At 55.7% G+C, this 25,747-nt stretch carries 22 protein-coding genes; 12 read left to right on the forward strand and 10 right to left on the reverse strand.

Annotated features, from left to right (window positions below):
* Position 1: 1 nt before the first annotated feature.
* Both modB and modC read left to right on the forward strand, forming a co-directional pair.
* Positions 2 to 694 carry a molybdate ABC transporter permease subunit gene (modB, locus tag E6C51_RS08965; protein ID WP_190235707.1) on the forward strand — a complete coding sequence of 231 codons (693 nt, stop codon included), beginning with the start codon at positions 2 to 4 and terminating at the stop codon, positions 692 to 694.
* The gene (gene modC, locus E6C51_RS08970) at positions 694 to 1,785 is read left to right on the forward strand and encodes a molybdenum ABC transporter ATP-binding protein (protein WP_190235708.1); all 1,092 of its coding nucleotides are present in this window, start codon (positions 694 to 696) and stop codon (positions 1,783 to 1,785) included. The genes modB and modC overlap by 1 nt, the downstream gene beginning before the upstream one ends.
* Here modC and E6C51_RS08975 read toward each other — a convergent pair.
* Genes E6C51_RS08975 through E6C51_RS08985 form a run of 3 tightly spaced genes read right to left on the reverse strand, consistent with a single transcriptional unit; the run spans position 1,766 to position 4,570 of the window.
* Positions 1,766 to 2,137, reverse strand: a complete 372-nt coding sequence (locus tag E6C51_RS08975) for a winged helix-turn-helix domain-containing protein (protein ID WP_190235709.1) — start codon at positions 2,135 to 2,137, stop codon at positions 1,766 to 1,768. The genes modC and E6C51_RS08975 overlap by 20 nt on opposite strands.
* A complete protein-coding gene (locus E6C51_RS08980) occupies positions 2,137 to 3,579 on the reverse strand; it encodes an FAD-binding oxidoreductase (RefSeq protein ID WP_407920784.1) in 1,443 nt (480 codons plus the stop codon). The genes E6C51_RS08975 and E6C51_RS08980 overlap by 1 nt, the downstream gene beginning before the upstream one ends.
* 16 nt (positions 3,580 to 3,595) lie before the next feature.
* Positions 3,596 to 4,570, reverse strand: coding sequence for an L-threonylcarbamoyladenylate synthase (locus tag E6C51_RS08985; RefSeq protein ID WP_190235710.1), 975 nt, complete (start codon positions 4,568 to 4,570; stop codon positions 3,596 to 3,598).
* Between the two features lie 216 nt (positions 4,571 to 4,786).
* Here E6C51_RS08985 and E6C51_RS08990 point away from each other — a divergent pair, with 216 nt between their 5' ends.
* Together E6C51_RS08990 and E6C51_RS08995 are read left to right on the forward strand one after the other, a co-directional pair.
* Positions 4,787 to 5,857 (forward strand): GGDEF domain-containing protein, encoded by a 1,071-nt coding sequence (locus E6C51_RS08990; protein WP_190235711.1) that lies wholly within the window; start codon positions 4,787 to 4,789, stop codon positions 5,855 to 5,857.
* Positions 5,858 to 6,524: 667 nt separating this feature from the next.
* On the forward strand, positions 6,525 to 8,360 hold the full coding sequence (locus E6C51_RS08995) for a methyl-accepting chemotaxis protein (protein WP_190235712.1): 1,836 nt from the start codon (positions 6,525 to 6,527) through the stop codon (positions 8,358 to 8,360).
* Between the two features lie 53 nt (positions 8,361 to 8,413).
* On the opposite strand, the gene E6C51_RS09000 is transcribed toward E6C51_RS08995, so the two are convergent.
* Both E6C51_RS09000 and E6C51_RS09005 read right to left on the reverse strand, forming a co-directional pair.
* Positions 8,414 to 9,091, reverse strand: a complete 678-nt coding sequence (locus E6C51_RS09000; protein WP_230987155.1) for a nucleotidyl transferase AbiEii/AbiGii toxin family protein — start codon at positions 9,089 to 9,091, stop codon at positions 8,414 to 8,416.
* Positions 9,092 to 9,355 (reverse strand): hypothetical protein, encoded by a 264-nt coding sequence (locus E6C51_RS09005; protein WP_190235713.1) that lies wholly within the window; start codon positions 9,353 to 9,355, stop codon positions 9,092 to 9,094.
* A gap of 245 nt (positions 9,356 to 9,600) precedes the next feature.
* Between E6C51_RS09005 and E6C51_RS09010 the strand changes: the two genes are divergently transcribed.
* From E6C51_RS09010 to E6C51_RS09020, 3 genes are all read left to right on the forward strand, one after another.
* On the forward strand, positions 9,601 to 10,161 hold the full coding sequence (locus E6C51_RS09010) for a hypothetical protein (protein WP_190235714.1): 561 nt from the start codon (positions 9,601 to 9,603) through the stop codon (positions 10,159 to 10,161).
* 293 nt (positions 10,162 to 10,454) lie between these two features.
* Positions 10,455 to 11,699, forward strand: coding sequence for an aromatic ring-hydroxylating oxygenase subunit alpha (locus E6C51_RS09015; protein ID WP_190235715.1), 1,245 nt, complete (start codon positions 10,455 to 10,457; stop codon positions 11,697 to 11,699).
* 17 nt (positions 11,700 to 11,716) lie between these two features.
* Positions 11,717 to 12,799: a hybrid-cluster NAD(P)-dependent oxidoreductase gene (locus E6C51_RS09020; protein WP_146931466.1), complete on the forward strand. Its 1,083-nt coding sequence runs from the start codon at positions 11,717 to 11,719 to the stop codon at positions 12,797 to 12,799.
* A gap of 71 nt (positions 12,800 to 12,870) precedes the next feature.
* On the opposite strand, the gene E6C51_RS09025 is transcribed toward E6C51_RS09020, so the two are convergent.
* Both E6C51_RS09025 and E6C51_RS09030 read right to left on the reverse strand, forming a co-directional pair.
* Complete coding sequence (locus tag E6C51_RS09025) at positions 12,871 to 13,044, reverse strand: hypothetical protein (RefSeq protein WP_186827674.1); 174 nt, start codon at positions 13,042 to 13,044, stop codon at positions 12,871 to 12,873.
* 182 nt (positions 13,045 to 13,226) lie between these two features.
* Positions 13,227 to 13,832, reverse strand: a complete 606-nt coding sequence (locus E6C51_RS09030) for a DUF6656 family protein (RefSeq protein ID WP_146931463.1) — start codon at positions 13,830 to 13,832, stop codon at positions 13,227 to 13,229.
* Between the two features lie 355 nt (positions 13,833 to 14,187).
* Between E6C51_RS09030 and E6C51_RS09035 the strand changes: the two genes are divergently transcribed.
* The gene (locus E6C51_RS09035) at positions 14,188 to 14,673 is read left to right on the forward strand and encodes a BA14K family protein (RefSeq protein ID WP_146931460.1); all 486 of its coding nucleotides are present in this window, start codon (positions 14,188 to 14,190) and stop codon (positions 14,671 to 14,673) included.
* 58 nt (positions 14,674 to 14,731) lie between these two features.
* Here the strand turns inward: E6C51_RS09035 and E6C51_RS09040 are convergent, their stop codons facing one another.
* Complete coding sequence (locus E6C51_RS09040; RefSeq protein ID WP_146931457.1) at positions 14,732 to 15,727, reverse strand: transporter; 996 nt, start codon at positions 15,725 to 15,727, stop codon at positions 14,732 to 14,734.
* A 237-nt stretch (positions 15,728 to 15,964) separates the two neighbouring features.
* Here E6C51_RS09040 and E6C51_RS09045 point away from each other — a divergent pair, with 237 nt between their 5' ends.
* Both E6C51_RS09045 and E6C51_RS09050 read left to right on the forward strand, forming a co-directional pair.
* The gene (locus E6C51_RS09045; RefSeq protein WP_190235716.1) at positions 15,965 to 17,764 is read left to right on the forward strand and encodes an acyl-CoA dehydrogenase; all 1,800 of its coding nucleotides are present in this window, start codon (positions 15,965 to 15,967) and stop codon (positions 17,762 to 17,764) included.
* 2 nt (positions 17,765 to 17,766) lie between these two features.
* A complete protein-coding gene (locus E6C51_RS09050) occupies positions 17,767 to 18,534 on the forward strand; it encodes a crotonase/enoyl-CoA hydratase family protein (RefSeq protein ID WP_190235717.1) in 768 nt (255 codons plus the stop codon).
* Between the two features lie 240 nt (positions 18,535 to 18,774).
* Here E6C51_RS09050 and E6C51_RS09055 read toward each other — a convergent pair whose 3' ends face one another.
* Positions 18,775 to 20,031, reverse strand: coding sequence for a class I SAM-dependent RNA methyltransferase (locus tag E6C51_RS09055; protein ID WP_190235718.1), 1,257 nt, complete (start codon positions 20,029 to 20,031; stop codon positions 18,775 to 18,777).
* On the reverse strand, positions 20,028 to 20,789 hold the full coding sequence (locus tag E6C51_RS09060; RefSeq protein ID WP_190235719.1) for a TlyA family RNA methyltransferase: 762 nt from the start codon (positions 20,787 to 20,789) through the stop codon (positions 20,028 to 20,030). The genes E6C51_RS09055 and E6C51_RS09060 overlap by 4 nt, the downstream gene beginning before the upstream one ends.
* Before the next feature lie 495 nt (positions 20,790 to 21,284).
* Between E6C51_RS09060 and E6C51_RS09065 the strand changes: the two genes are divergently transcribed.
* Both E6C51_RS09065 and E6C51_RS09070 read left to right on the forward strand, forming a co-directional pair.
* The gene (locus E6C51_RS09065; RefSeq protein ID WP_190235720.1) at positions 21,285 to 23,234 is read left to right on the forward strand and encodes a methyl-accepting chemotaxis protein; all 1,950 of its coding nucleotides are present in this window, start codon (positions 21,285 to 21,287) and stop codon (positions 23,232 to 23,234) included.
* Between the two features lie 473 nt (positions 23,235 to 23,707).
* The gene (locus E6C51_RS09070; RefSeq protein WP_190235721.1) at positions 23,708 to 25,651 is read left to right on the forward strand and encodes a methyl-accepting chemotaxis protein; all 1,944 of its coding nucleotides are present in this window, start codon (positions 23,708 to 23,710) and stop codon (positions 25,649 to 25,651) included.
* The last annotated feature ends 96 nt before the right edge of the window (positions 25,652 to 25,747 follow it).

The following is a 25,747-nucleotide window of genomic DNA, read 5'->3' on the forward strand; positions in this document are numbered from 1 at the left end:
CATGATGGATCTCTCAGCCGACGACATCACCGCCATTCTCTTAAGTCTCAAGGTGGCTACAACTGCGGTCGTTGTGTCACTGCCGTTTGGCGTGGTGGTGGCCTGGCTTTTGGCGCGCAAGCGCTTTTGGGGGCACACCCTGTTGGATGGTATCGTCCATCTGCCCTTGATCTTGCCGCCGGTGGTCACCGGCTATGCGCTGCTGCTAACCTTTGGCCGAAGAGGATTGATGGGGGGCTTGCTGGATCAGTGGTTTGGGCTGGTGTTTTCCTTTCGCTGGACCGGAGCAGCTCTTGCGGCAGGCATCATGGGCTTTCCGCTGATGGTTCGTTCAATCCGCATGGCGATTGAAGGGGTGGATACCAAGCTGGAAACCGCCGCCAGCACTTTGGGGGCGTCCTCCCTCATGGTGTTTTTCACCGTGACTTTGCCGCTGATTTTGCCCGGCATTGCCGCCGGTGCCGTTTTGGCTTTTGCCAAAGCCATGGGCGAGTTTGGTGCAACCATTACCTTTGTTTCCAACATCCCCGGCGAAACCCAGACCCTGTCGGCCGCCATCTACACCTACACCCAAGTGCCGGGCGGCGATGCGGCGGCTTTGCGGCTGACGCTGGTGTCGGTGGCGCTGTCCATGGCCGCCCTGATTGCCTCGGAACTGCTGTCGCGGCGGCTGACATCCAGATTGGCGGCCTGATGCTGGAGATCGATATTGACCACCATCAGGGCGGCTTCAACCTCAATGCCGATCTTGCCTTGGGGCAGGGGCTGACGGCCTTGTTCGGGCCATCGGGGTCGGGAAAAACCACCTTGATCAATGCCGTTGCCGGCCTGATCCGTCCCGATAAAGGGATCATCCGTTTTAATGGGATGGTGTGGAGCGATGCCAGCACCGGCCAATTTTTACCCACCCATAAGCGACGCATTGGCTATGTGTTTCAAGAGCCACGGCTGTTTCCGCATTTGAGCGTGAAGGCCAATCTGCTCTACGGTCAGTCTTTTACCCCAAAGCGCGAGCGGCGCGAGAATCTTGCCTATGTCGCAGAGCTTTTGGGCATTGAGGGCCTTTTGGCGCGCGCGCCCAATCGTTTGTCGGGCGGCGAAAAACAGCGGGTGGCGATTGGCCGTGCATTGATGACCAGCCCGAAGTTGCTGTTGATGGATGAGCCGCTGTCGGCGCTGGACAGCGGGCTGAAAGCGCAGATCCTACCTTATATCGAGCGCATCCGTGATGAAGCGGGGGTGCCCATTCTCTATGTCAGCCATGCTGTTGAGGAAGTCACCCGCCTTGCCACCCGTGTGGTGATGATGCAAGCAGGAAAGGCAAGCGTGGTGCAGGGGGATGACGGTGGCCTGCTATCCTTGCCGCGTATGGAAGAAAGCCGCTCCGGCACATTCCTTGCGGCTCGCATCACCGGCCATGATGCCAATGAAGGGCTGACCATCGCCGCTTGCGCGGCGGGCACGCTTTACCTGAAATATGCCGATCTGCCTGAAGGCACTGATATTCGCCTCTTTATCCCGGTCAGCGATATTGTGCTGGCCACGGGTGCGCTTGACGGCGTCTCCACCCTCAACCGGCTCAATGGCGTGGTGCAATCGGTTGCCGATATCGGCAAGACGGTGCTGGTCAAGGTCGATTGCTCGGGTCAATTGGTCGAGGCTGAAATTACCCAGCGCTCCCGCTACACGCTCAATCTTGAACCGGGCAAGCCCGTGTCAGTGCTGTTCAAGGCGGTGTCGGTGGAGGCGGGCAGTGTTTATCGCCTCACTTCGGCTCACTCGTAATGGTCTCGGCGGCCATTGCCTCCAGCCACGCAAGATCCTCGCGCAGCACTTCTTTGGCCTTTGCATCCATGGCTTCTGCCCGTGCCAGCAACGTCTCGCCAAAGGGGGTGAGATAGGCCCCGCCACCGCTTTTGCCGCCGTGGCGGGTGGCAATGGAGGGCTGCTTGAACATGCGGTTGATTTCATCAGCCAACAGCCACGCCCGGCGATAAGACATGCCAATGGCCGTACCGGCGGACCGGATTGAGCCATGCTCCAAGATCAGCCTGAGAAGCTGAATTTTGCCGGGGCCAAGCCGCGCCCCATTGGCCAGATCGAGCCGGAATATGGCTTTGGGTGGCGTGCCAATCATCAGCCGGATATCACTTTGCCGGGGTTCATAATGCCTGCCGGGTCAAAGGCGCGTTTGATGCGCAGCATCAACTCGGTTTCAATGGCTGGCCGAGTTTGCGCAAGCTCATCGCGCTTGAGCTGGCCAACGCCGTGCTCGGCCGAAATCGAGCCGCCATGGGCGCGGACAATATCATGCACCACGGTGTTGATCTCGCGCCAGCGGCCAATGAACTCAGCTTTGTCAGCCCCCACCGGCTGGCTGATGTTATAGTGAATATTGCCGTCTCCCAAATGGCCAAAGGCGCACACCCGCGCACCGGGCATGGCCGCCAGAACGGCGGCTTCGGCTTCTTTCATGAAGGTCGGAATACTGGCAATCGGCACCGACACATCGTGCTTGATCGAGCCGCCTTCGGGCTTTTGCGCTTCCGACATGCTTTCGCGCATGTGCCAGATGGCCTTTTGCTGCGCAACCGAGCTTGCCACCACCGCATCCTCAATCAATCCGGCTTCATAGCCCTGTTCCAATACCGTTTGCATCATGGTGCTGGCGGCTTCGGCGGAATCGGAGGTGGAAATATCAATCAGCACATACCAGTCATGGCGGGTGCTTAGAGGATCGCGGACGTTTTCAATGTGGCGAGTGGTGAAATCCACGCCAATGCGTGGCATCAGCTCAAAGCCGGTGAGCGATGTGCCGCAGATGGCACCGGCCTTGTCAAACAAAGCCAAGGCTTCCTCTGGTGATTTTAGCCCGACAAAACCCACTTCATGGCCGAGCGGCTTGGGGTAGAGTTTCAGCACCGCGCCGGTGATCACCCCAAGCGTTCCTTCCGCACCAATAAACAGATCGCGCAGGTCATAGCCGCTGTTGTCTTTTTTCAAGCGGCGCAGGCCATTCCAGATTTCGCCGGTGGGCAGCACCACTTCCAGCCCAAGGCACAGCTGGCGCATATTGCCATAGACCAGCACCGCCGTGCCGCCAGCATTGCTGGAAAGATTGCCACCAATCTGGCAGGAGCCTTGCGAGCCAAGCGAGAGAGGAAACAGCCGGTTCACGGCATCGGCCGCTTTGTGAATATCATCAAGAATGCAACCAGCATCGGCAACAATCACATTGCCAACCGGATCGACATCGCGAATTTTATTGAGCCGTGTCAGCGACAAAACAACGTCCTGGCTGCCCTCGCGCGGCACTTGACCGCCCACATGCCCGGTGCGGCCACCCGCGGGCACAATGGCGGTGCCGGTCTCTGACGCCAGCGCCATGATTTTCGACACTTCCTCTGTCGATCCGGGCTTGAGCACCAAGGGAGATGCGCCATGATAAAGGCCGCGGTTTTCGGTGAGATAAGGCTCGATATCAGCGGCGTCGGTCAGGGCATGGGCGGGGCCGACAATGGCAATGAAACGATCGCGAAGGGTGACATCGAAAGAAGGATGGGCTGACATATCGTTCATAATATCATCTCTACCGTTATGATCTGGGCGCTGCGGCCCGCTCCAGCCTGTCGTTAATGGCCTCACCCAGACCGTGGCTGGGAATGCTGGCAAAGGCAATGCGTGTTGCTCCGCTGGCATCGGCCTGCTTCATGGCGCTAAACAGATGGCTGGCCGCTTCCGCCACATCGCCGCTGGCACTGAGATTGATCACCAGCCTGGCCTTTTCAAGCCCTTTGGGGTGCACATCGCCAAAGGTGATGACGGCTTCACCATCAAACACTTCGGTGGCATTGAGCCGCACCGCCGCATCGGGGGCATAGTGCGAGGCCAACATGCCGGGCGCTTCAATAATGGCCCCTGCTTTTTCTGGTCTGATCACTGAGAGGCCAGTGGCCGCCTCAATCTCCTCAACTGATAAGCCACCAGGGCGCAAAAGCCGAATGGTGCCGTTTTCAACCTTCAAAATGGTTGATTCCACTCCGACGCCCGCAGAGCCTGCGTCTAGAATAAGCGGAATTTTATCACCCAGATCGCCTTCCACATGGTCGGCGCTGGTGGGGCTGATGCGGCCGGATGTGTTGGCGCTGGGGGCGGCCAGCGGCCGATCAAAGGCGGCAATCAGATCGGCGGTAAAACCACGCGGCACCCGCACGCCCACAGTCTCCAGGCCTGCGCTGGCCAACGGATGAATGTCGCAATCCGCTTTCAGCGGTAAAATCAAGGTGAGGGGGCCGGGCCAGAAGGCTTGCGCCAATTGGCGCGAGAGCGGATCAAAGACCGCATAGCGCTCCGCCATGGCGAGATTGGCCATATGGCAGATCAGCGGGTTGAACCTTGGACGGCCCTTGGTTTCATAAATGCGGGTGATGGCGCGCGGATTGGTGGCGTCTGCCGCCAGTCCATAGACGGTTTCGGTTGGCACTGCGATGGCTTTACCCGCTTGCAACAAGGGGACGGCTGCTGAAATAGCCGCTTGCGGGGAGGTGCCAATGGAGATGCGCTGTGCCATAATTGCCTGCTGAATGTTGATCTATGCTGCATACTCCGCCTTTGGGGCACGGCAAAGACATTTATGTCGATAATTTTGCGCTCAAGGTTGTATTTTATAGGATGTTCGTTAATCCATAAAACTTTATATATCGATGTAACCTAAACAAAGAACTGTCGTGATACAGTTCGTGTCATTCGACTTGGCAACAGATAATGTAACTGGGGATCGCACTCGATGCAGCCTATGAAAAACCCGGCGTCCAGCATTGCGCTTCGCGTGGCAACGGCCATGCATCAAATGGGCATCGAGGGTCTGCCGCGTAATTACGAGTTGGTCTACGAGGCCTATTCGGGCAGCAATCCCGAGCTGGTGCGCGAATTTATTGCGCTGGGCAAGGTTAAAACCCAAGAAGCACTGGATGTGCTGGGCCGCAAATATCTGCCCCACCACCATGAAGATGGCCTGCTGGCCCGCCAGAACAATATTGTCCGTGCCGAGATGAGCAGCTTTATCAATCTGCTCAATCAGGAGAAAAATTCACTCACCGATTATGGCCGCCTGATTGGCGATGCCACCAAGGGCATGTTGAGCGAAACGGATCTTGGCAATCCCGAGCTTAGCCGCTCCATCCAGGCGCTGAAAGCGGCAACCGACCAACGGGTTGCCGAAAACAGCAATGTTGTGAAAACCGTGGTGGAAAAGACCGAGCAACTGGCCGACGTGCAGCGCGAGGCCGATCAGGCCGCGCAGGCCAAGTTCATTGATCCATTGACCGGCATGGGCAGCCGTCGTGCCTTCAACAAGGCTTTGGCCAATATCTACGCCAACCCGGATCTGCCGATTTTGTGCGGTTTGGCGGTGGGCGAAATTGATGATTTTGCCAAATTGTCCGACCACCTCGGCCCGACCGTGACCGAGCGCTTCATCAAGCAGATCGCCAAGGTGGTCAAAGCCTTGGCCGGTAAGGATGATCTGGCCTGCCGGTTTGACGGCAGCCGCTTTGGCCTGTTGTTTTACACATCCGACAAGGATGAGATCAACCGTATTGTCAATTCGGTGCGCGCCAAGCTTAGAGCCACAGCCGTGGTCAATGCCGGTTCCAATGGATCGCTCGGCCCGCTCACCATGTCTTTTGGCATCTGCCTCTCGGAGCAAGCCCCGAACGCTTTTGACCTGATGACCTATTCCGAGCGCGCGCTCAGCGCCTCGAAATCTTCAGGCGGCGATACCGTGACCATGTATGGCACGACCGAGAACAAATATGTGCCGAAGGATTGGCTGATTTATAAGCCAACGGTGGTGTGAGTTTCACCCATAAGAGCCGACATGGCAGCACGGCGCTGATCTGATGGATCAGGCCGTGATTCCACGGAACGATCTCGATGCAGGAGCTTGGCGCTCGCGCATAATTCCTTGAAGCGATTCCGATGTAAGGACTCATGCAGTCGTGGAATCTTCTAATAAGTTCTATCAATAATTGTATTTGTGCCTATTTTCAGGAAACGAGTTCTCTTCAAAATTGCCGCTTTTGATTGTGTTGCTTTAAGAGATACTTAAGTAGTTGCGATGCATATTTGGTTGCTGCAATTGTGTTCTAACACGCTTTGCGCTTGTCGAAATTGAGTAACCCGCTTGATGATTGAGCGGGGCATTTTGCTGTCGCGCTGAAATGAAGTTCAGTCCAAGGCCGGAACACAGCGGAGAGGGGACGCCTGTTGTGTCAATGGGTGGTGAGGATTACGGCATGATTTTTAACGCCGAAACCGATCGGGCGTAAAAATTATGCATTATATTCCATGACTTTACGGTGTCTTTGGTGCGTTTGATAAAATGCACGGCGCTGTTGTGGCTCGACGCTCCACGCCTGTATTCTGGTCTATTTTAAATTGAGTGTATCGTGAGCGCGTGTGCAACAGAGGCGCGCTTCTTTCATCATGGCTGCGGCGTAAAAGACGCCGACTAGGGGGATTATATGTCGCTTCTATCCAATCTTACCATTGCCAAAAAAATCTACATTGCGTCAGGTCTCGGTATCGCCATGGTCGTGGGCCTGGTCGTCAATCAACATTTGGCGGCAAGCGTAATCGATGACGCGCAAGATGTCGTCGTGCGCGAGCAGACGATTTTAGCGGGAATTTCCGCGAGCGAAAAAGCATTCATGGAGATGAAAAACAGCGTGCGCAACATCATGCTTGCACCGACCGTAAAAGAAATCGACGACACCTATAATATGGTCAGCAAGTTGGCCAAGGATGGTCAGGCCGCACTGGAACAACCCATCCGCATCGCGCTCAATCCGGAACCTTTGACCGCAATCCACGCAGCGCTGGGGGAATATGCGGCAGTTTCGGTCAAGCTCAAAGACTATGTGAAAAACGAGCGCGCGAAGCAAACGATCGATCTGGTGGAGCTGGCATCGCAGCGGGATAAGTTTACGCGCCCTGTTACCGGCAAGTTGAATACGTCGATTCAGAACTCTTTGGCCGCGACCAAGAAATTGACCGCAGAAGCCGATCAGACACTCCAGATTATCGAATCACGCGCGGCGATGATTAACGGTTTTATCGAAGCGCTGATTGTGCTGGTTCTGGTGTTGACCACTTTTGTGTTGCGCAGCAGCGTTGTGCGTCCGCTGACATTGCTGACAGACGCCATGAACCGCCTGTCAACGGGCGATACGAGCGTTGATACGGCTTTGGGGCCGCGCCGGGACGAGATTGGCAAAATGTGTGAGGCTGTTGAGGTGTTCCGAAAAGATGCCGTGGCCAAACGCCAGTTGGAGGCAGAGGCCGAAAGCAACCGCCAGCGCCTGGAAGAGGACCGTGTGCAGGCGCAAGCCAAAGCCGAAGCAGATGCGCAAGCGCGCTTGAAAATCGCCACATCCGGCCTTGCCGCAGGCTTGAAACGTCTCGCCGATGGTGATCTCACGGTTGAGCTGCGCGAAGCGTTTTCGCAAGAGTTTGAAAGCCTGCGCCATGATTTCAACCAGTCTGTGCGCACATTGGGCCAGACCATGAGCGCCATTTTGGCCTCGGTGAGCCATATTAACAATGGGTCTGTCGAAATCGCCTCTGGCGCTGGCGATCTTGCCAAGCGCACGGAACAGCAAGCGGCCTCATTGGAAGAAACCTCGGCAGCGCTGGACCAGATCACCGTCAATGTCGCCAATTCGTCCAAGCGCACGCAGGAAGCCAGAACAGTGGTGATTGAAGCCAACAAGGCCGCGCGTCAATCCGGCGAAGTGGTCGCCAGTGCTGTGGATGCCATGCAACGGATTGAGGCCTCTTCCAGCCAGATCTCCAATATCATTGGCGTGATTGACGAGATTGCCTTCCAGACCAACCTGCTGGCCCTGAATGCCGGCGTTGAAGCCGCCCGCGCAGGCGAGGCTGGCAAAGGCTTTGCCGTGGTGGCCCAGGAAGTGCGTGAACTGGCCCAAAGATCGGCGCAGGCCGCAAAGGAAATCAAGGATCTCATCCGCAATTCCTCTGCCGAAGTTGGCAATGGCGTTCGGCTGGTCAGCGATACGGGTGCTGTCCTTAAAACCATCGAGGATTATGTCGCAACCGCCAACAGCCACATGGATGCCATCGCTACTTCGGCGCAGGAACAATCCGTCGGTCTCAATCAGGTCAACAGCGCCGTCAACCACATGGACCAGATGACCCAACAAAACGCCGCCATGGTCGAAGAAACCACCGCCGCCAGCGCATCACTGGCAAACGAAGTGGACAAGCTGCGGCAATTGCTGGGCCAGTTCCAGATTGGTCGCGGTGCGGGGAGTGCCGGGATGTCTTATGCGGCGTGAGGGGTGAGTAAGTCGAGGCCAATCCAATGTGTTGGATTGGCCTGATGACGTATTCACTCCATGCTTTTCACAACCCTCTGTAGAAGGCGGCAGGTGGTTGTCTGCGCTGTTTGATGAAGTGTGCTGAAGGTGTCGCGGGACAGCAATTTGCTCATGATAGCGGCTGCAAAATCAGGGTCCATCGCTTCCGCAACATGCAGGGCTTCCGCGCATTGTCTGGCGAAGGGGCTGAGCGCATCAACAAGCACGTCTTCATCCAAGCTGGTCGTGGCGGCGGCTATATCAAATATATCGCGAGGCTGCAGCCTTTTGCCCCTAAACACAATTTTCTTGGCAATGATTTCGGCGGGTGTTTCAAGCAGGATGCGCCGCCCTTTGACCTCAATATCTCGAGTTGGCTCAGTGGTTACGGTGCCGCAACATATGAAATCAATTTCACCAATTCCATCGAATATGATTTTCAGCGCATGCGTTCCATCGGTTTCATAATCACTTGGGGTGATGCTGAGCGAGTAGCTCTGTGTTTGAGGGTTCAGATAGGGCAGATATTGCGGGTCAGACACAAACAGATCAATGTCATGGCTATCGCGATGACCGATTTGCAGCATAAGCGCAGTGCCACCACCAAATGTCCAATCTGTCATGCCAATTCCCGCCTCATTGGCCTGATCGACAACAGACATGGCCGCATCAAACAGATCAGCCCAGCGACTTGGATTGGGTGTGTTCATTCAGGCAGCAAGGGCGAGCTTGTAACCAGCCATGCCGGAAAATTTTTCGGCAACAATCGAAACCTGCGCTTTGCTTAAGCCCATCTGCTCGATAAACTCATGCTGAAGCTTGGGCGAAACATCTGACAGGAAAGAAAAAACAGAACAATCATGCTCGTCAGCACTCTTTGGGTCAATGATTTTCGCAGCCAATTGTTCAGCCGAAAGCGACGCGCCGTAAGGTGCGTTCACCGTTGCCAGAATTTTAGAAGATGCCGAAAACATATCGATCTGCCAAGTTTCATTCAGTAGGGTGATATATAGACCCGAAAGAGCCCCAAAGCAAGAAAGCCTCATCTGTGATGCTGTTCCAAATGCGGGTATCTGTTCGTGATTTGTGATCGAGGCTTGCTATCACGGTTCTAACCTCGAGTTTGAACTCGTTGTGGATATCTGTCGCAATTTTCTTTCACGGTTTGGTCTGGCCCGATAATTGCGATCATGGGTAGAGAATTATTCGGGAGAGCAAGGTGAGCGCTAAAGCTGATCAAATGGCGATTCTTAGATATCTATATGAGCGTTTAGATGGCGGAGACTCACGTTACTGTACGATTGCAACGATAAAGAGAAACACGGGGCTACAGCGCGCTAATCAGTATTTATTAGCTTTGACCGATGATTTAGAGACTGCGGGCATGCTGATCACTCGTCAGGCATATCAAATGTCCGGAGGGAGATTATTTCAGATAACTGCTGCAGGATATGATGCGATAGCCACAGGAGATATGCCTTTAATCGTGGACAGTGCGACATGGACTGGTCGATTTGACTTGTCAGAATATCAAAAAACAGAGATTCGCCGAATTCTTTCTGAAATGCGGACTGTTATTGAAGCGGCTAAGTTATCAAACGCCCAAACGGCAAATGCTATTGCATTGATAGAGGCGGCTGAAAAATTAATAGAGACACCAGATCCACTTTGGCCTGAGATTATGCGTCTTCTGCGCTCTCCTGCGATTGCTGGTGTGGTAGGGATTGCAGGACTCCTGTTGTCTATCGCGCAGATCGTTATGGCGGCGGCAGGTTCATAACGGTGTCTTTTGACGGTTGACGGACAACCCCAGCGCTCTCAGCCCACCCCAAATCACCCCATGTCGCAATCCATATCTGCGATGTCGTAGGCCAAGCGGGCGTGTGTCGCTGGCTTGTGGCTAGATAGAACAAAGCTCACATAGCCTTAAAAACATTGGTTCTGATCCGCTTGATGGTTTAGAATAGTTGCAGGCTGTGGGGGTGGTTATGAGGCAAAGGTCGCGCTGTGCGGATCAAAGGTAAGGGCTCCTTCCTTTCGATGCTACCGCGCCAGTTGGAAAACGAGGGTATCATGGATCTTCACAGCACCGTTCTGCGTCAGCTTAAAAACCGCCGCGATGGTTATAGTCTGGAGCAGCCGTTCTATATCGATAAGGATTATTTCAAGCTCGATATGGAGATGATCTGGTATCGCGATTGGCTGTTTATGGGCCATGATTGCGAAATCCCCAAGGCTGGCAATTATTTCACCGTGCAGGTGGGTGATTATCCGGTGGTGGTCGTGCGCGGGCGTGATGGCGTGATCCGTGCTTTCCACAACACCTGTCGTCACCGTGGCCATCGCGTCTGCACGCAGGAGCGCGGCGCATCGGCAAAGCTGGTCTGTCCTTATCACCAGTGGACCTATGATCTGGATGGATCGCTGGTGTTTGCGCGCCAGATGGGCGAGGATTTTGACAAGTCGCAGCATGGTATGAAGCCGGTGGCTTGTGAGAGTGTCGGCGGTTACATTTTTATCTGCCTGGCTGATCAGCCGATGGATTTTGCGCCGGTGCGCGCCACCATCGAGCCATTCATGCTGCCGCATCATTTGAAAGATGCAAAGATTGCCCATCGCAACACCATTATTGAAAAGGGCAATTGGAAGCTGGTGTGGGAAAACAACCGCGAATGCTACCATTGCGCGGGCAACCATCCCGAGCTCTGCCGCACCTATCCCGAAGCGCCAAGCGCCACGGGCGTGCAGGGTGCCGGTGATGATCCGGTGATTACCGAACATTGGCAGCGCTGCGAGGCCGCTGGCCTTCCAAGCACCTTTACCATGCATGAAAGCGGTCAGTTCCGCGTGGCGCGCATGCCGCTTATTCAGGATGCCGAGAGCTACACCATGGATGGCAAGCGGGCGGTAAAGCGGCCTTTGTCGGATGATGTGAAGATTTCGCACATCGGCACCATGCTGCTGTTCCACTATCCAACCACATGGAACCATATGCTCGGCGATCACGCCATTTCCTTCCGCGTGCTGCCGATCAGCGCCGAGGAAACCGCAGTAACCACCACATGGCTGGTGCATAAGGATGCCGTGGAAGGCGTGGATTACAATCTGCATGACCTGACTCATGTCTGGAACATGACCAATGATCAGGACCGCTCGATTGTCGAAGAAAATGCCTTTGGCATTCGCTCGCCTGCCTATGAGCCGGGTCCGTATTCGCCGGATCATGAAGGCGGCGTGATGCAGTTTGTGGAATGGTATGCAAACTTCATGACGGACCGTTTGCAGGGTGATAAGGCTCCGCTTTCTGTGGTGGCATAAGGGATTGATAACAGACCATGGCGATTGAGAAGTCTTACAAACACGTCGATGAAATGCGCCCGTGGTCTGACCGGACCCATCTGCTGGAATGTGTGGCCTGGACCCCGGAAGCTCCGGATGTGATGACCTTCACGTTTAAGCCGGACCACCCGGAACATTGGTTTCGCTATCTTCCCGGCCAGTTTGTGACGCTGGAATTGCCGGTGGGGCCAGAGCCGGTGTTGCGTACCTATACGCTGTCGTCCAGTCCGTCGCGGCCCTATACGGTGGCCGTGACGGTGAAGGCGCAAAAGGACAGCATCGGCACCCGCTGGATGTTTGAAAATCTCAAACCCGGCATGAAAATCAGGGCGATTGGCCCGCTGGGTGATTTCTCTTACGTCAAACATCCCGGCGACAAATATCTGTTCATCTCGGCAGGCTCCGGCATTACGCCGATGATGTCGATGACCCGCGATATGGCCGACCGCCAGCCCGATAGCGACATTGCCTTCATCCACTGCGCCCGCTCGCCAGATGATATTATCTTCCGCTGGGAGCTGGAATATAAGGCGCGCTATCTGCCGTTTTTCCAGCTCGGCTTTATTGTTGAGCAATTGCAGCGCTCACAGCTGTGGTCTGGCCTGCGCGGCTTTATTGATAAGGCCAAGATTGGCCTTCTGGCTCCGGATTTTCTTGAGCGCACAGTGTTTTGCTGCGGGCCTGAGCCGTTTATGGCCACGGTGCGCGAGTCATTGGCCGGTGCCGGGTTTGATATGAGCCGCTATCACGAGGAAACCTTCCAGCCGGTGGCTCCTGCCTTGCCGGTTGTGGTGGCGGACCCGTCCGGCGAGGTCAAGACCAACACCATCTCCTTCACCATGGCCGGAAAAGAAGCCCAGTGCGAACCAGGGTTTACCGTGTTGCAGGCCGCCCGCTCGGTGGGTGTGCGCATTGGTGCAGCTTGCGAGTCTGGTCTGTGCGGCACCTGCAAAGTCATGAAAATTTCCGGCGAGGTTGAGATGGCCCACAATGGCGGCATTCTCGATGAGGAGATTGAAGAGGGCTATATTCTGGCCTGCTGCTCACGTCCTATTGGCGATGTGGAGGTCGAGGCCTGAGCAGAGGCCTTGTCCGATAAATCAGTGGCTGCGGGCGTCTGAACGACGGGGCCGCTTTCCGGTGCCATGCTTTAATCGGTGATGTCAGGGGTCTGGGGCGCTAACTGCGCGCCAGCCTCTTTTTCTTTCTGCGCCTTATCCTGATCGTGATGCCACTTGATGGCGAAGTAGGCGGCTGTGCCCAACACGATAATTTTGAAGGGGAAGAAAACGATCGGAAACCAATCCACCCAGTCGCCCGTCATTGATCCATTCCTTCCAGAAGTTGGTTATGTGCCATCTTCTTTAGAAGAACGGTCTGATGAGTGAAATGTGCGTTTTGTCGCAGTAGCCTTTGCCCCCAGTCCACATCCGGACGTGAAGCCAATCGCTTATGACAATCGGAGCAACCGACGCCGCAACTGCTTTGGAATGCCCTGTTTCAGGCTTACATCCGGGCAATGATTTCGCGCAGCGCGGGCTTTTGGGCTCCCAGCATCAATACATTTTTCAGCGCCACTTTCGGATCAGTGGTGCGAAACAGCAGGCCGTCTTCACGGATCGAGCGGTCAATGGTCATTTTGCGCGTTTCCTGATCAGGCTTGAGCGCAACAGCAAAATACATTCGGTTATAGTGGGGGCTGATGTGTTCAAAAAAGCGCTCTTCTCCACCAATCTCGGCAAAGAAATTGGCAATGTAGAAAGACCATTTCACATCGGCATAATTGGCAAAGCTGGTGCGGGCCGCCGTGACGTGGCAATAACCCAAATGGGGGATGTCGCTTAATGTCTTTTGAAACACGGCCTTGGGAAAGCGAATGGCGCGGTGCACGGCGTTGAGGCGCTCGTAGGTTTTTTCCCCGGCTGCTTCCAATCGTTTGGCGGTGCGTTCTGCCACTTCTTCATGGGTGAGATAACGCTTCTCGTCGCTCAGCCAGTCCTCTTGCTGGCGAATAATCCTGCCGGTGCGTAAGAATTCCGAGTGGGCATTCCTGGCGCGCTTTTTGATAAGCGCGATTGGGTTCGGCGCGGCAAAATATTTCAGCTTTGACATGGGCGAACTCTCCACACATTGAACTCAACGACGTCAGCGCGCGCAACAGGATATAGAACAGTGATGTCCATGTTCAGCGGCGCTTATGCATAACTTGCTGTCTTGCTTGAGCATTGCCTACGTCTCATGCGGCTATTGTGCCACCATGGTCCAGCAGGCCGTGCCCAGCACAGCACGATAAGCGGCATGGATTACGCGAGGCTTGCCTTTGCGTTCATGGCTTGATGTGACAGTTGTTTGTTCAAGGTAATTTAGATGTTAGGAAGTGTTAATTTCAGGTTCATCTGTCACTCCGTATGCTGATGATGAAGAGGCCGTATTGGCAGTTAAATGTGAAGGTGTTGGAGGTCTGGTCATGGCGATGATGAAGCGTTTGGCAGTGGTGGGAACAGCAATGGCTGTTCTGGCAAGTTCTCTTGGATCCGCTCAGGCAATGCCGGTCACGGGCTTTACCCCTGTGGCCAAAGCAACATCGCCGGTTGAGCAAGTGCAATGGCGTGGTGACGGCTATTATGGCCGCTCTTATTATGATCGTCCGCATTATCGTCACTATGGCGGTGGCTATTATCGCGGATATCGTGGTTATGACCGCCCGCGTGAGCATTATCGCCGTCACCATGATGGTCGCTGGTATCCGCTGGCGGCCTTTGCGGCAGGCGCACTGATTGGGGGTGCTATTGCCGCGCAACCGCGGCAGGCTCCCATTCCACGCGGCGGCAATGGCATAAACCCGCGTCATTACCAGTGGTGTGAAGGGCGCTACCGCAGCTATGACGCTTACAGCAATACATTCGTGACCTATTCTGGCGTTCGCCAGCAGTGCCTGTCACCTTACTATTGATCAGCTCTTTGGGTTTTGCGCGACGCCCGGCCTTATGCCGGGCGTTTTGCGTTTTCGTTCACAAAATCTTGGCGCGTTTCAAAATCATCCACGCAAACAGGATTGAGCCGATAATAAAGGCAATGGCATAGGCCGAGCCTTCCGGGCCACTGGTGAAGGGCAGGTGCGAGGTATTCATGCCAAAAAAGCCGGTGACCAGCGATGGCGGTAGCAAAAATGCCGTCATCAGCGACAAAACATAAAGATGCCGGTTGGTTTCCGATGAAAGCTTGCTGTCTATTTCTTCATGCAGAAGGCGGGCGCGCTCATGCAGGGCATAGACATCGTGGTCGGCGGCTTCCAACCGGCTGATCAGGCGGATGGCCACATCTTCAAACCCTTCCGGCATTTCATCATCATCAGCGGCCGCCGCCCGGCGCATCAGGCTCAACATGCCGCGCAAATGCCGGTGCAGACGCACAATCACGCGACGCAAAGGGGCAAGCTGGGTGCGCTCGTCGCGCACATCCTCATCATAGACCACGTCTTCAATGCGGTTGATCTCATCCATCAACTCAATCACCAGCGCCATGATGCCGCGCTGCGATTCGGCCACCAGCACTTCGTAGACATGCAAGGGCGAGCGAAATTTGGCCGGGTTTTTCTCTAAAGATGCGCGCAACAGATCCACGGAACGAATGGGTTGCAGCCTCGTGGTAATGATGAAGCGATCCGAAAGCGCAAAATGCAGCCAGCCAATATCGCGGGTGGTTGCGTCAAATTCGCGTTGAAAATCCACCAAAGTGCCGCAAATCAATTGATCATCGACCGAAAGGGCGGCGTGATGCTCGTGGTTGATGAGGGCGGCCCGTGATGCTTCGGTTAATCCGGCAAAGTTTTCGAGAAAGGCCGGGACGCGACCGTCGGCAAGGCTTAAGTGCAGCCAGATAAATCCTGTTTCAAAGGAGAGCTCATCCGCAGTCACATCCATCGGCAGGTGCACGGCCGTGCGGCTTTCCTGATCAATGTGATAGGCCCACACAAGACCAGGGATAACACTTGGCGTGGTCAGCATGGTGGGTAAGCTCCTGACAAAACAACTGAAATTGCAAACACGCACTCAAAGCCCCGGTTATCAAGGCGCGCGCATCTGGCTGTATATGCCGCGATTGTGACGGAAGGATCAATACGCTCTTCACATTGCCGTTCTCAATGCCGATAACTTTGCGGTGTGATCTTTCGTCGGCAAATTGTTGACGTTTACGTAAAAATCAATAGGCTGTAGGCACGATACGGGATGGAGGAGATGACAATGTATAAGGCCCCTGTTGAGCAGATAGCCTTTACCCTCAAACATGTTGCCGGCATGGCGCAAGCGCTGGAGGAGGGGCGGTTTGGAGACCTCTCGGAAGATCTGGTCGATGCGATTTTGGATGAGGCTGGCCGCTTCGCGACGCAGGAAGTGGCACCGCTTGCGGCGATTGGTGATCGGCAGGGCGCAACATTGTCCGACGCCAAAGTGACCTTGCCCGATGGCTGGGCCGATCTTTATCGCCGCTGGGCAGAAGGTGGCTGGAACGGGCTGGTGGCTGAAGAGCGCTACGGCGGACAGGCCTTGCCACATCTTTTGAATGTTGCAGCACTGGAAATGTGGAATTCCGGCTCCATGGCCTTTGCGCTTGGCCCCACCTTGACCATGGGGGCGGCAGAAGCGCTGGCGGCGCACGGCAGTGACGCTCTTAAAGAGAAATTTCTGCACAAGATGGTGTCTGGCGAATGGATGGCCAGCATGAACCTCACCGAGCCGCATGCAGGCTCTGATCTGGGGGTGATGAAAAGCCGCGCCGAGCGCCGCGATGATGGCAGCTACCGGATTTTCGGCCAGAAAATCTTCATCACCTGGGGTGAGCATGATGCCACCGAAAACATTATTCATCTGGTGTTGGCAAGGCTGCCCGATGCGCCAGCGGGCACGCGCGGCATTTCGCTGTTTCTGGTGCCAAAATTTCTGGTCAATGATGATGGGTCGCTGGGGGCGCGCAATGATCTGTTTTGCCATTCGCTGGAGCACAAGCTGGGTATTCATGGCTCGCCAACCTGCACGATGATTTATGGTGATGGCCGCTTTGGCGATGAGCCGGGGGCGATTGGCTATGTGATCGGTGAGGAAAACAAGGGCCTCGCCTGCATGTTCACCATGATGAACAATGCGCGTCTGGCGGTGGGCATGCAGGGCGTGGCCATTGCCGAAGCCGCCACCCAGAAAGCCTTGCAATATGCCAAGGAGCGCACGCAGGGCAAAGCGCCCGGCTGGAGCGGTGCGGGCATGAGCCCGATTATCGAACACCCGGATGTGGCCCGTACATTGGTGACCATGAAGGCGCTGACCCAAGGGGCGCGCGCCATCTGCTATCTTTGCGCTTACGCCATCGATATGAGCCATCACACACAAGGTGATGAGTCCAAACACTGGAGCGAGCGCGGCGCTCTGTTGACACCCATTGCCAAGAGTTTCGCCACCGATATTGGCGTTGAGGTCGCCTCCATGGGCATTCAGGTGCACGGCGGCATGGGCTTTATTGAAGAAACCGGCGCGGCCCGCTTGCTGCGCGATGCACGTATTGCGCCGATTTATGAAGGCACCAACGGCATTCAGGCCATTGATCTGGTGATGCGCAAATTGCCGCTTTCCAATGGCGACCATGTGCGCGGCTTTATCAAGGAGTTGAAGGCCATTGCGGTTGAGGTGGATGCATCCAATCAGGAGGGCTTTGGCGAAACGGCTGTGCGCCTGCTGTCTTCCATCAAGGATCTGGAAGAGGCAACCGAATGGCTCTTGGCAAAGATTGCAGAGGGTGGGCAAGCGGATGCCTTGACCGGTGTATTGGCGGGTGCCACGCCCTATCAACGCCTGTTTGGCCTCACGCTTACCGGCGCTTACCTCGCCAAGGGTGCGTTGTTTGATGTGGCCAATCATCAGGGGCATCATCTGCCTTTGTGCCGCTTTGCCGCTGAAAACCTGCTGGCTGAAACCGCAAGCCTCAAACAGGCCGTGGTTGGCGGCGCTGCAAGCCTTGCAAGTGCGCGCAGCATTTTGATGGCAGGAGAATAATCATGAGCGATCATATTCTGGTGGATATGCCCTCTGCCTATCCCGGCGTCATGGTCATCCGGCTCAACCGGCCTGACAAGAAAAATGCCCTGACATCGGCCATGTATGGCCAGATGACCGTGGCACTCAAAAATGCCGAACAGGACGATGCGGTCCGCACCATTGCCTTTCTGGGCACGGAAGGCTGCTTTTCGGCAGGCAATGACATGGCTGATTTTCTGACATTTGCCATGTCCGGCGCGAAAGGAGAGCCAGCCGCCTTTGGGCTTTTGAAGGCCTTGGCGGTGAGTTCCAAACCCATGGTTTCCGGGGTGGATGGTCTGGCCATTGGCATTGGCACGACGCTGCATATGCATTGTGATCTGACCATTGCGTCTGATCGCAGCCTGTTCAAAACCCCCTTCGTCGATCTGGCATTGGTGCCGGAAGCGGGATCAAGCCTGCTGGCCCCTCTGGTTATGGGGCATCAACGCGCCTTTGCGCTGTTGGCCTTGGGCGAGGGATTTTCGGCCAGCCAAGCCCGTGAGGCTGGTTTGATCTGGAAGGTGGTCTCGCCTGAGCAGATTGATGCCGAAACTTTGACGCTGGCCGCGAGCCTCGCTTCAAAACCGGTTCAGGCCTTGAAAATTGCCCGACAACTGGTGCGCGGTGATCGCGATTTGCTTTTGAAGCGGATGCATGAAGAGCTGGATCATTTCGTGGCGCAGCTCAAAAGCGCTGAGGCCCGTGCTGCGTTTGAAGCCTTCATGAGTCGGAAAAATACGCGATAAGAAAAAGGCACCTGATGCGGTGCCTCAGACTGCTGACAAACCCTAAATTTATCCTCGACGTCATGCTCGGCCCTGTGCCGAGCATCTAACCACGCTAATTTCATAAGCAAAGTCAATTGCTTATCCAGCCACGGCAGACCCTTGGGACAGGCCCGAGGGTGACGAAACGTCAAGCGAGAGGTTTGTCAATAAGCTCAGGCACCTGATGCGGTGCCTTTTTATTCTTAGCATAGACTGGCTTCAGCTTTTGCTCAAACTCACAACCACTTCCACATGCGGCGACCAGAGGAATTGGTCAATCGGTGTGACGGAGGTGATTTTATAGCCGCCATCAATCAGGATCGACAGATCGCGTGCCAGTGTCAGCGCATTGCAGCTGACGGCAACGATGGTTTTCACCTTGCTCTTGGCAAGCTCACGACATTGCTCTTCCGCACCGGCGCGTGGCGGGTCAAACACCACGGCATCCATGGTTTTCAGCTCGGACACCATCATCGGGCGGCGGAACAGATCGCGCTTTTCAATTTTGACCGGCTTGAGCCCTTGGGTATTGCGGGCGGCGTGATCCAGCGCCTTGATGGCCTTTTCGTCGGATTCGACTGCCAGCACTTGCGCATTGCGCGCAAGCCTCAGCGCAAACGTGCCAATGCCGGAAAACAGATCGGCGACGCGCTTGGCCTTGCCCACATGGGCCAGTACCAGCTCGGCCATGGCCTCTTCTGCGGGCACGGTTGCCTGACAGAAGGCCCCCGGCGGCATGTTGACCTTGGCACCACCGAAATCCAGAAGCGGTTGGTGGGGCTCAATGATGATTTCGCCATTGACCGAGACGCGGGCAATGCCGCGCATCTTCAAGGTGGTTTCGGTGAGGTTGCGCCGCTCGCGATCGGCGACACCGCCGCGCACGCCATCAATCGACACATCCAGCCCGGTGGTGGTTTCTGTCACCGTCATGCGGAAATGGTCGGAGCCGGTGGCAATGGCGGCCCCAAGGGCGCGCAGATCGCTCAACCGGCTTAAAATGCCGGTTGAGGTGATGGGACATTCTTCCAGCTCAACGATATGGCGGGAGGCGGCTTGATTGAAGCCGATCAGCAGGCCTTTTTCGCGCTTGCGGGCGGTAAACACAATGCGTCGGCGCTCACCGGCATGGGCTTCAACAACGTCTGCCACATCGGTTTCAATGCCCTTGGATTTCAGCGCCGCGGTCAAGGTGGCGCGCTTGAAAGCATTATAGGCGGGCTTGGCCATATGCTGCAAAGAGCAGCCGCCGCAGGTGCCGCCCACGCCATCCAGGCCAAAATGCCGACAGGCTGGCTCAATCCGCTCCGGCGAGGCTTCGGTGATCGACATGATGGTCGCTTGATTTTTCACCCGCGCCACCGCCACTTTTTCGCCCGGCAGAGAAAACGGCACAAAGATCGGGCCGTCAGTACCATTGGCAATGCCATCGCCCTGCGCGCCAAGGCTATTGATAACAAGCGTTTCCGTGCTCATGCATCGTCCTCAGGTTTGCGGCCTGCCAGCAAAAATTCAACATTGCCATCACCGCCAGCAATCGGCGAGGGGATCATGCCAAGGCTGATCCAGCCCATATCCTCTACCAGCCAGCGCTCCAGCTCGGCGGCCACCTGCGGTGCGGTTTCCGGCTCTTTTAAAAGGCCCGCCTTGCTGATGGCATCGCGCCCGGCCTCAAACTGTGGCTTTACCAGCAACAGACAGTGCGCCCCCGGCTCTGCCAGCTCAAGGGCTGGCACCAAAGCCAGCTTGATCGAGATGAAGGAGACATCCGAGACGAGGAAAGTGAAGGCCTGATCGCCAATATCCTCCGGCTCAAGATAGCGGGCGTTCAGCCCTTCGATGTTGTCGACCCGCGCATCGCTTTGCAGGCGGGGATGCATCTGCTCATGGCCGACATCAATGGCAATCACATGGGCCGCACCGCGCTGCAACAGCACTTCGGTGAAGCCGCCGGTGGACGCGCCAACATCCAGACAGACCTGATCGGATGGATCGAGCTTGAAGTGATCCAGACCAGCCACCAGCTTAAGTGCTGCGCGCGAAACATAGTCCTGGGCCGGGTCATCAATTTCGATGACGACGTTGGATGCGAAGACCAGACTTGGCTTGGTAACGACCTTGCCATTGACCTTGACGCCGCCGCGTTGAATGGCATCGCGCGCCCGTGACCGGCTGGCGACGAGATTGAGGGAGACCAGCAATTGGTCAAGACGTTGGGATTCTGATGAAGACATATCCCGTCAATGGCGTTTTCCGCAGACAGTTGCAAGCGCTCTTGTAGATTTTAGCGCATTCCCCCGAAAATCCATGTGATATTGCCGCGAGACACAGGCATTCTGAACCGCCATTGCGCTTTCTTTCTGCCGCATCATTTTGTCTCACATTGGTGCGGATTGGAGCCATGATGCAGCGGCCATTTTCAAAGTTGCATTGCCATCCACAAATAATTTCGCCGGTTGCGCTCTGAACTTGACAGAGTGCAATTTTGAGACAGTTCTGTCGCGCCAGATGTAACGTTTTGTTAGCGGCAGTTGCGGCAATATTGGTGCCAAGCGTTTGTCAGGAAAAAGGGGGGTGCCGATTTTCCTGATCAGACAAACGAAAAGAGTGGGATTATGACCTCTGCCGATCTGAGACCGATCCTTGTGAACGGGCAGGGCAGGGTTGCTCAGTCCCTCATCAATGTCATACGCCTGCGCCATGTGGGTACAATGTAAGAAGGCCGTCTTATGTCCTTTCAGGATTTCTCACTGAGTAAAAAACTATATGTGACATTCATTGCGATTATGGCCGGATGTTTTATAGCATCGGGTGTGGTTTTCATGCAGGGCAGGGCTGCCAAAGGCGCTCTGGACGAGCACCGCCAGGCCGAGGAAATGACGGCTTCGCTTGGAGTGGCGCTGCAATCCATGCTGGAAGAGGCAGTCAACCACCGTGGCTATCTGCTGTTCCATTCTGAAAGCACCTACAAGGCAACGTTTGACAATCGCGAAAAGCTGGTCAAGGCCATTGATCAGGCGCGTGTTGACGCGAAAGGCTACCCGGATATCTTGAAACTGCTGGATGATGTGAAAATCGCTGCCGACAATTTCCATAACAATCTGGTTGTGCCGCAGCTCGCAGCCGCCAAAGCTGGCAAGCCGATCAGCGACGTGCTTCAAATCAAGGGCAATGCGCAAAGTTCGGAATTGGATGATTTTCGGGCTGCTGGTGAAAAGGTCAAGACGGTTCTGCATGATCTGACAGATCGGCAGCGTGAGATTCAAAGCGACGCCCATGACAATTTGCAGCTGGCCCTGTTTGGTGGCAGCGTTGTCGCTGGTGGCATGGCTGTTTTGCTCATCTGGCTGTTGGCCCGCTCGATTGTAACGCCAATTACCGGCATGACCAATGCCATGACCCGGCTTGCAGAAGGTGATCACGGGGTTGATGTTCCAGCCGTTGATCGCGGCGATGAAGTGGGCCAGATGGCCAAGGCCGTTCTGGTGTTCAAGGAAGCTGCGATTGAAAAGCAGCGTCTGACGGGTGAAACTGAAGCCCTGCGCATGCGCTCTGAGGCCGAACAACAGGCTGCACAAGCCGCCAAGCAGCAAGAGGCCGATGAAATTGCCTTTGCGGTTGCCGAATTGGCCGAGGGGCTGTCGGCGCTGGCCAATGGCAATGTTGCCCATCGTCTGAACAAGCCTTTCGTTGAGCGACTCGACAAGCTGCGCGTCAATTTCAATGACTCGCTCTCCAATTTGCAGGCCGCCCTGCAAACGGTTGGCACCAATGCCCATGCCATCAATGCCGGTGCCGCTGAAATCCGCGCTTCTGCCGATGATCTGGCCAAGCGCACCGAGCAGCAGGCGGCATCGGTTGAAGAAACTGCGGCCGCGCTTGAGCAGGTGACCCGCACCGTTAAAGACAGCGCCCGTCGGGCCGAAGAGGTTGGCCAATTGGTCAACTCAACGCGCACGGGGGCAGAGCGCTCTGGTGCCGTGGTGCGCAACGCCGTGGCCGCCATGACCGAGATTGAAAAATCCTCCGGCGAGATCGGCAATATCATCGGTGTCATTGAAGATATTGCTTTCCAGACCAACCTGCTGGCTTTGAACGCGGGTGTGGAAGCGGCCCGTGCGGGCGAAGCTGGCAAAGGCTTTGCTGTGGTGGCGCAGGAAGTGCGCGCTCTTGCGGAGCGCTCCGCCAACGCAGCCAAGGAAATCAAGGTGCTGATCAGCGTCTCCAGTGGCCATGTTGGCACGGGCGTGTCGCTGGTGGGTGAGACGGGCCGCGAGCTGGAACAGATCGTCGGCGCTGTGCAGCAGATCAGCGCTAATATTGATGCGATTGTCACCGCGAGCCGTGAGCAGTCTATCGGCCTGTCCGAAATCAACGTAGCAGTCACCGCGATGGACAATGGCACCCAGCAGAATGCTGCGATGGTGGAACAGCAAACGGCGGCAAGCCACACGCTGGCATCCGAGGCTGATGGCCTGATGGCCTTGCTGCGCCAGTTCAATCTGGGGCAGAATTCGTCCACCACTCAGGCAGTAACGGGGGCAATGCGCTCGGGTGTTCAGCAGCGGGTTGCTCCAGCCCGATCCAGCGAGCCAGCCCCTGTTGTCATGGCCAAGGCGAGCGGCAGAGGTTCGAGCGGCGCGGCTGCCGCGGTAAAGCAGGAATGGTCGGAGTTTTAATAGCAATCTTGCAACCATCATCCTGTCGATGATGGGATCCATGCGATACAACGAATAGCATCGATTTCAGGCGTCCCGGCTCTTCATTGACCGGGACGTTTTGCATGGTGGCTCCACTGCAAGAGACAAGCTGAACATCAATCACGCTCTGATTTTTTTGAAAAATGGAACTTCCCGGAAATTTTCGGCGATTCTGATAAATTTATCAATTTTAGGTTGTGTTTATTAATTATTCCAAGCTAAAGCCGCCGCCGAAACGATGCGTCGACCGACCGATCAAATATTCCCCCTGAATCTTACGGGATTTTTAATTTTCCTAAAGTACACATCCTATATATGAGTATGAGGGAATATTCCTTGACTCACGTCGGTTAAACATCATGCGCGCAATTGCAATGGAAATTGGGCGCGTCTGTCGGAATCGTATCGTCCGCATTGCACTTTGGGAAATTGGGAAGCGTCGGAGACTGGCTATGGGTTTTATAGATGACATGCGCATTTTTATGAAAGTGGGGCTGACATTTGTCATCCTGCTTGTTGTTAGTCTCGCCATCAGCGCGATCAGCTGGAACTCGCTGTCCCGTCAGGAGCAGTCCTCCGGCTGGACGGTTCACACCTATCAGGTGCTTGCAAAAATGGATGCCATTGTTGCGGCAATGGTGGATCAGGAAACGGGTATTCGTGGCTATCTGCTCTCCGGCGGTGACGAAAAGTTTCTCGAGCCACAGAAGGCTGGTAAGGAAAATTATACGGCCGCCTATGCTGCGGTTCGCAGCCTGACATCGGACAATCAGGTGCAACAGAAGCGCCTCGCCGATTTGGACGCAACCGTGCAAGAATGGCAGACCAAAGTTGTCGCCCAGGAAATTGCCCTGATGAAGGATCCGGCCACCAAGGCGCAGGGGCAGCAGCTTGAGATTTCAGGCGCAGGCAAGCAATTTATGGACGGTGTGCGTGCGCAGGCCAAGGTGATTGCGGGTGAAGAGCAACGCCTTCTCGAGGTTCGGCAAAAGGATGCCATTGAGGCCGCCTATGCGGCCCGCCGCAACATCCTGCTGGGCAGCGGTGCGCTGGTGGTGATCATTGCGCTGTCTTTGCTGATGCTCAACAAAAGCATGATCTTGCCGCTGACACGCATCACAGCGTCGATGCGCGCCCTTGCAACCGGCAATACCGCCATTGACATTCCGGGTGTGGGCCGCCGAGATGAAGTTGGCAACATGGCCGACGCCGTGGAAGTGTTCCGCAAAAACGCCATTGCCAATACCGAACTGGAGCAGCAGGCAGCGACCTCACGGCAGCAAACAGAAAAGACGGAAGCCGCCAACCGTGAAAGAGCGGAGCGGGAAGCCACAAATCTGCGCTTTGCCACCGAAACACTCGGTGATGGCTTGAAACGTCTGGCGCAAGGAGACGTCTCCTTCCAGATCAACGAAACATTCGCCCCAGAATATGAAGAGCTGCGCCGCGACTTCAACACTTCGCTGTCGCAGCTGGGTTCGGCGATTGGTTCTGTGCTTTCAACGGTTGAAGGTATGGAAAATGGTACCCGCGAAATTGCTGAAGGGGCCAATGACCTGTCCAAGCGCACCGAGCAGCAGGCTGCAGCCCTGGAAGAAACCGCCGCCGCCCTTGATCAGATCACGGTCAATGTCAGCAACTCCTCCAAGCGCACGGAAGAGGCGCGGGCCGTTGCCATCACCGCCAACCAGAATGCGGTGAAATCCTCTGAAGTCGTTCATCAGGCGGAAGATGCCATGCGCCGGATTGAGGAAAGCTCGCAGCAGATTTCCAATATCATTGGTGTCATTGATGAGATTGCCTTCCAGACCAACCTCTTGGCGCTGAATGCTGGTGTGGAAGCAGCCCGCGCAGGCGAGGCAGGCAAGGGCTTTGCCGTTGTTGCGCAGGAAGTGCGTGAACTGGCGCAGCGTTCGGCCAGTGCCGCCAAGGAAATCAAGGGCCTGATCCAGAACTCGTCCACCGAAGTGGATAATGGTGTCAGGCTGGTACGTGACACGGGCGTTGCGCTTAAATCAATCGGTGATCATGTTGTGCAGATCAACCAGTTGATGGAAGCCATTGCCACCTCGGCCAAGGAACAGTCGACCGGCTTGGCCGAAGTGAACTCGGCCGTCAACCAGATGGACCAGACCACCCAGCAGAATGCTGCCATGGTGGAGCAATCCACGGCTGCGGCCAGCGCGCTTGCCTCCGAGGCTAACCACCTCAAGGAACTGGTCGGCCAGTTCAAGATTTCCGGGTCAAATGGTGCGTCAGCCCGTCCAGTCGTCGCCACGGCTGCCCAGCGCCCGGTTCAGTCACCGGCACGCGCCCTGGCATCCAAGGTGGGACGCGCCTTTGGGCTCGGTGGATCTTCGGCGGTGGCCGAAAAACAGGTCTGGTCTGAATTTTGATTGAGTAACTTTTCGGGGAAAGCGCAAATGGTTTCCCCGACAACAAAAAAGCCGCCCATCACATCGATGAGCGGCTTTTTTGTTGTGGTGCGTTTC

It is taken from the genome of Gillisella terrae, from assembly GCF_004801395.1.
GTDB classification, from domain to species: Bacteria; Pseudomonadota; Alphaproteobacteria; order Rhizobiales; family Rhizobiaceae; genus Allorhizobium; species Allorhizobium terrae.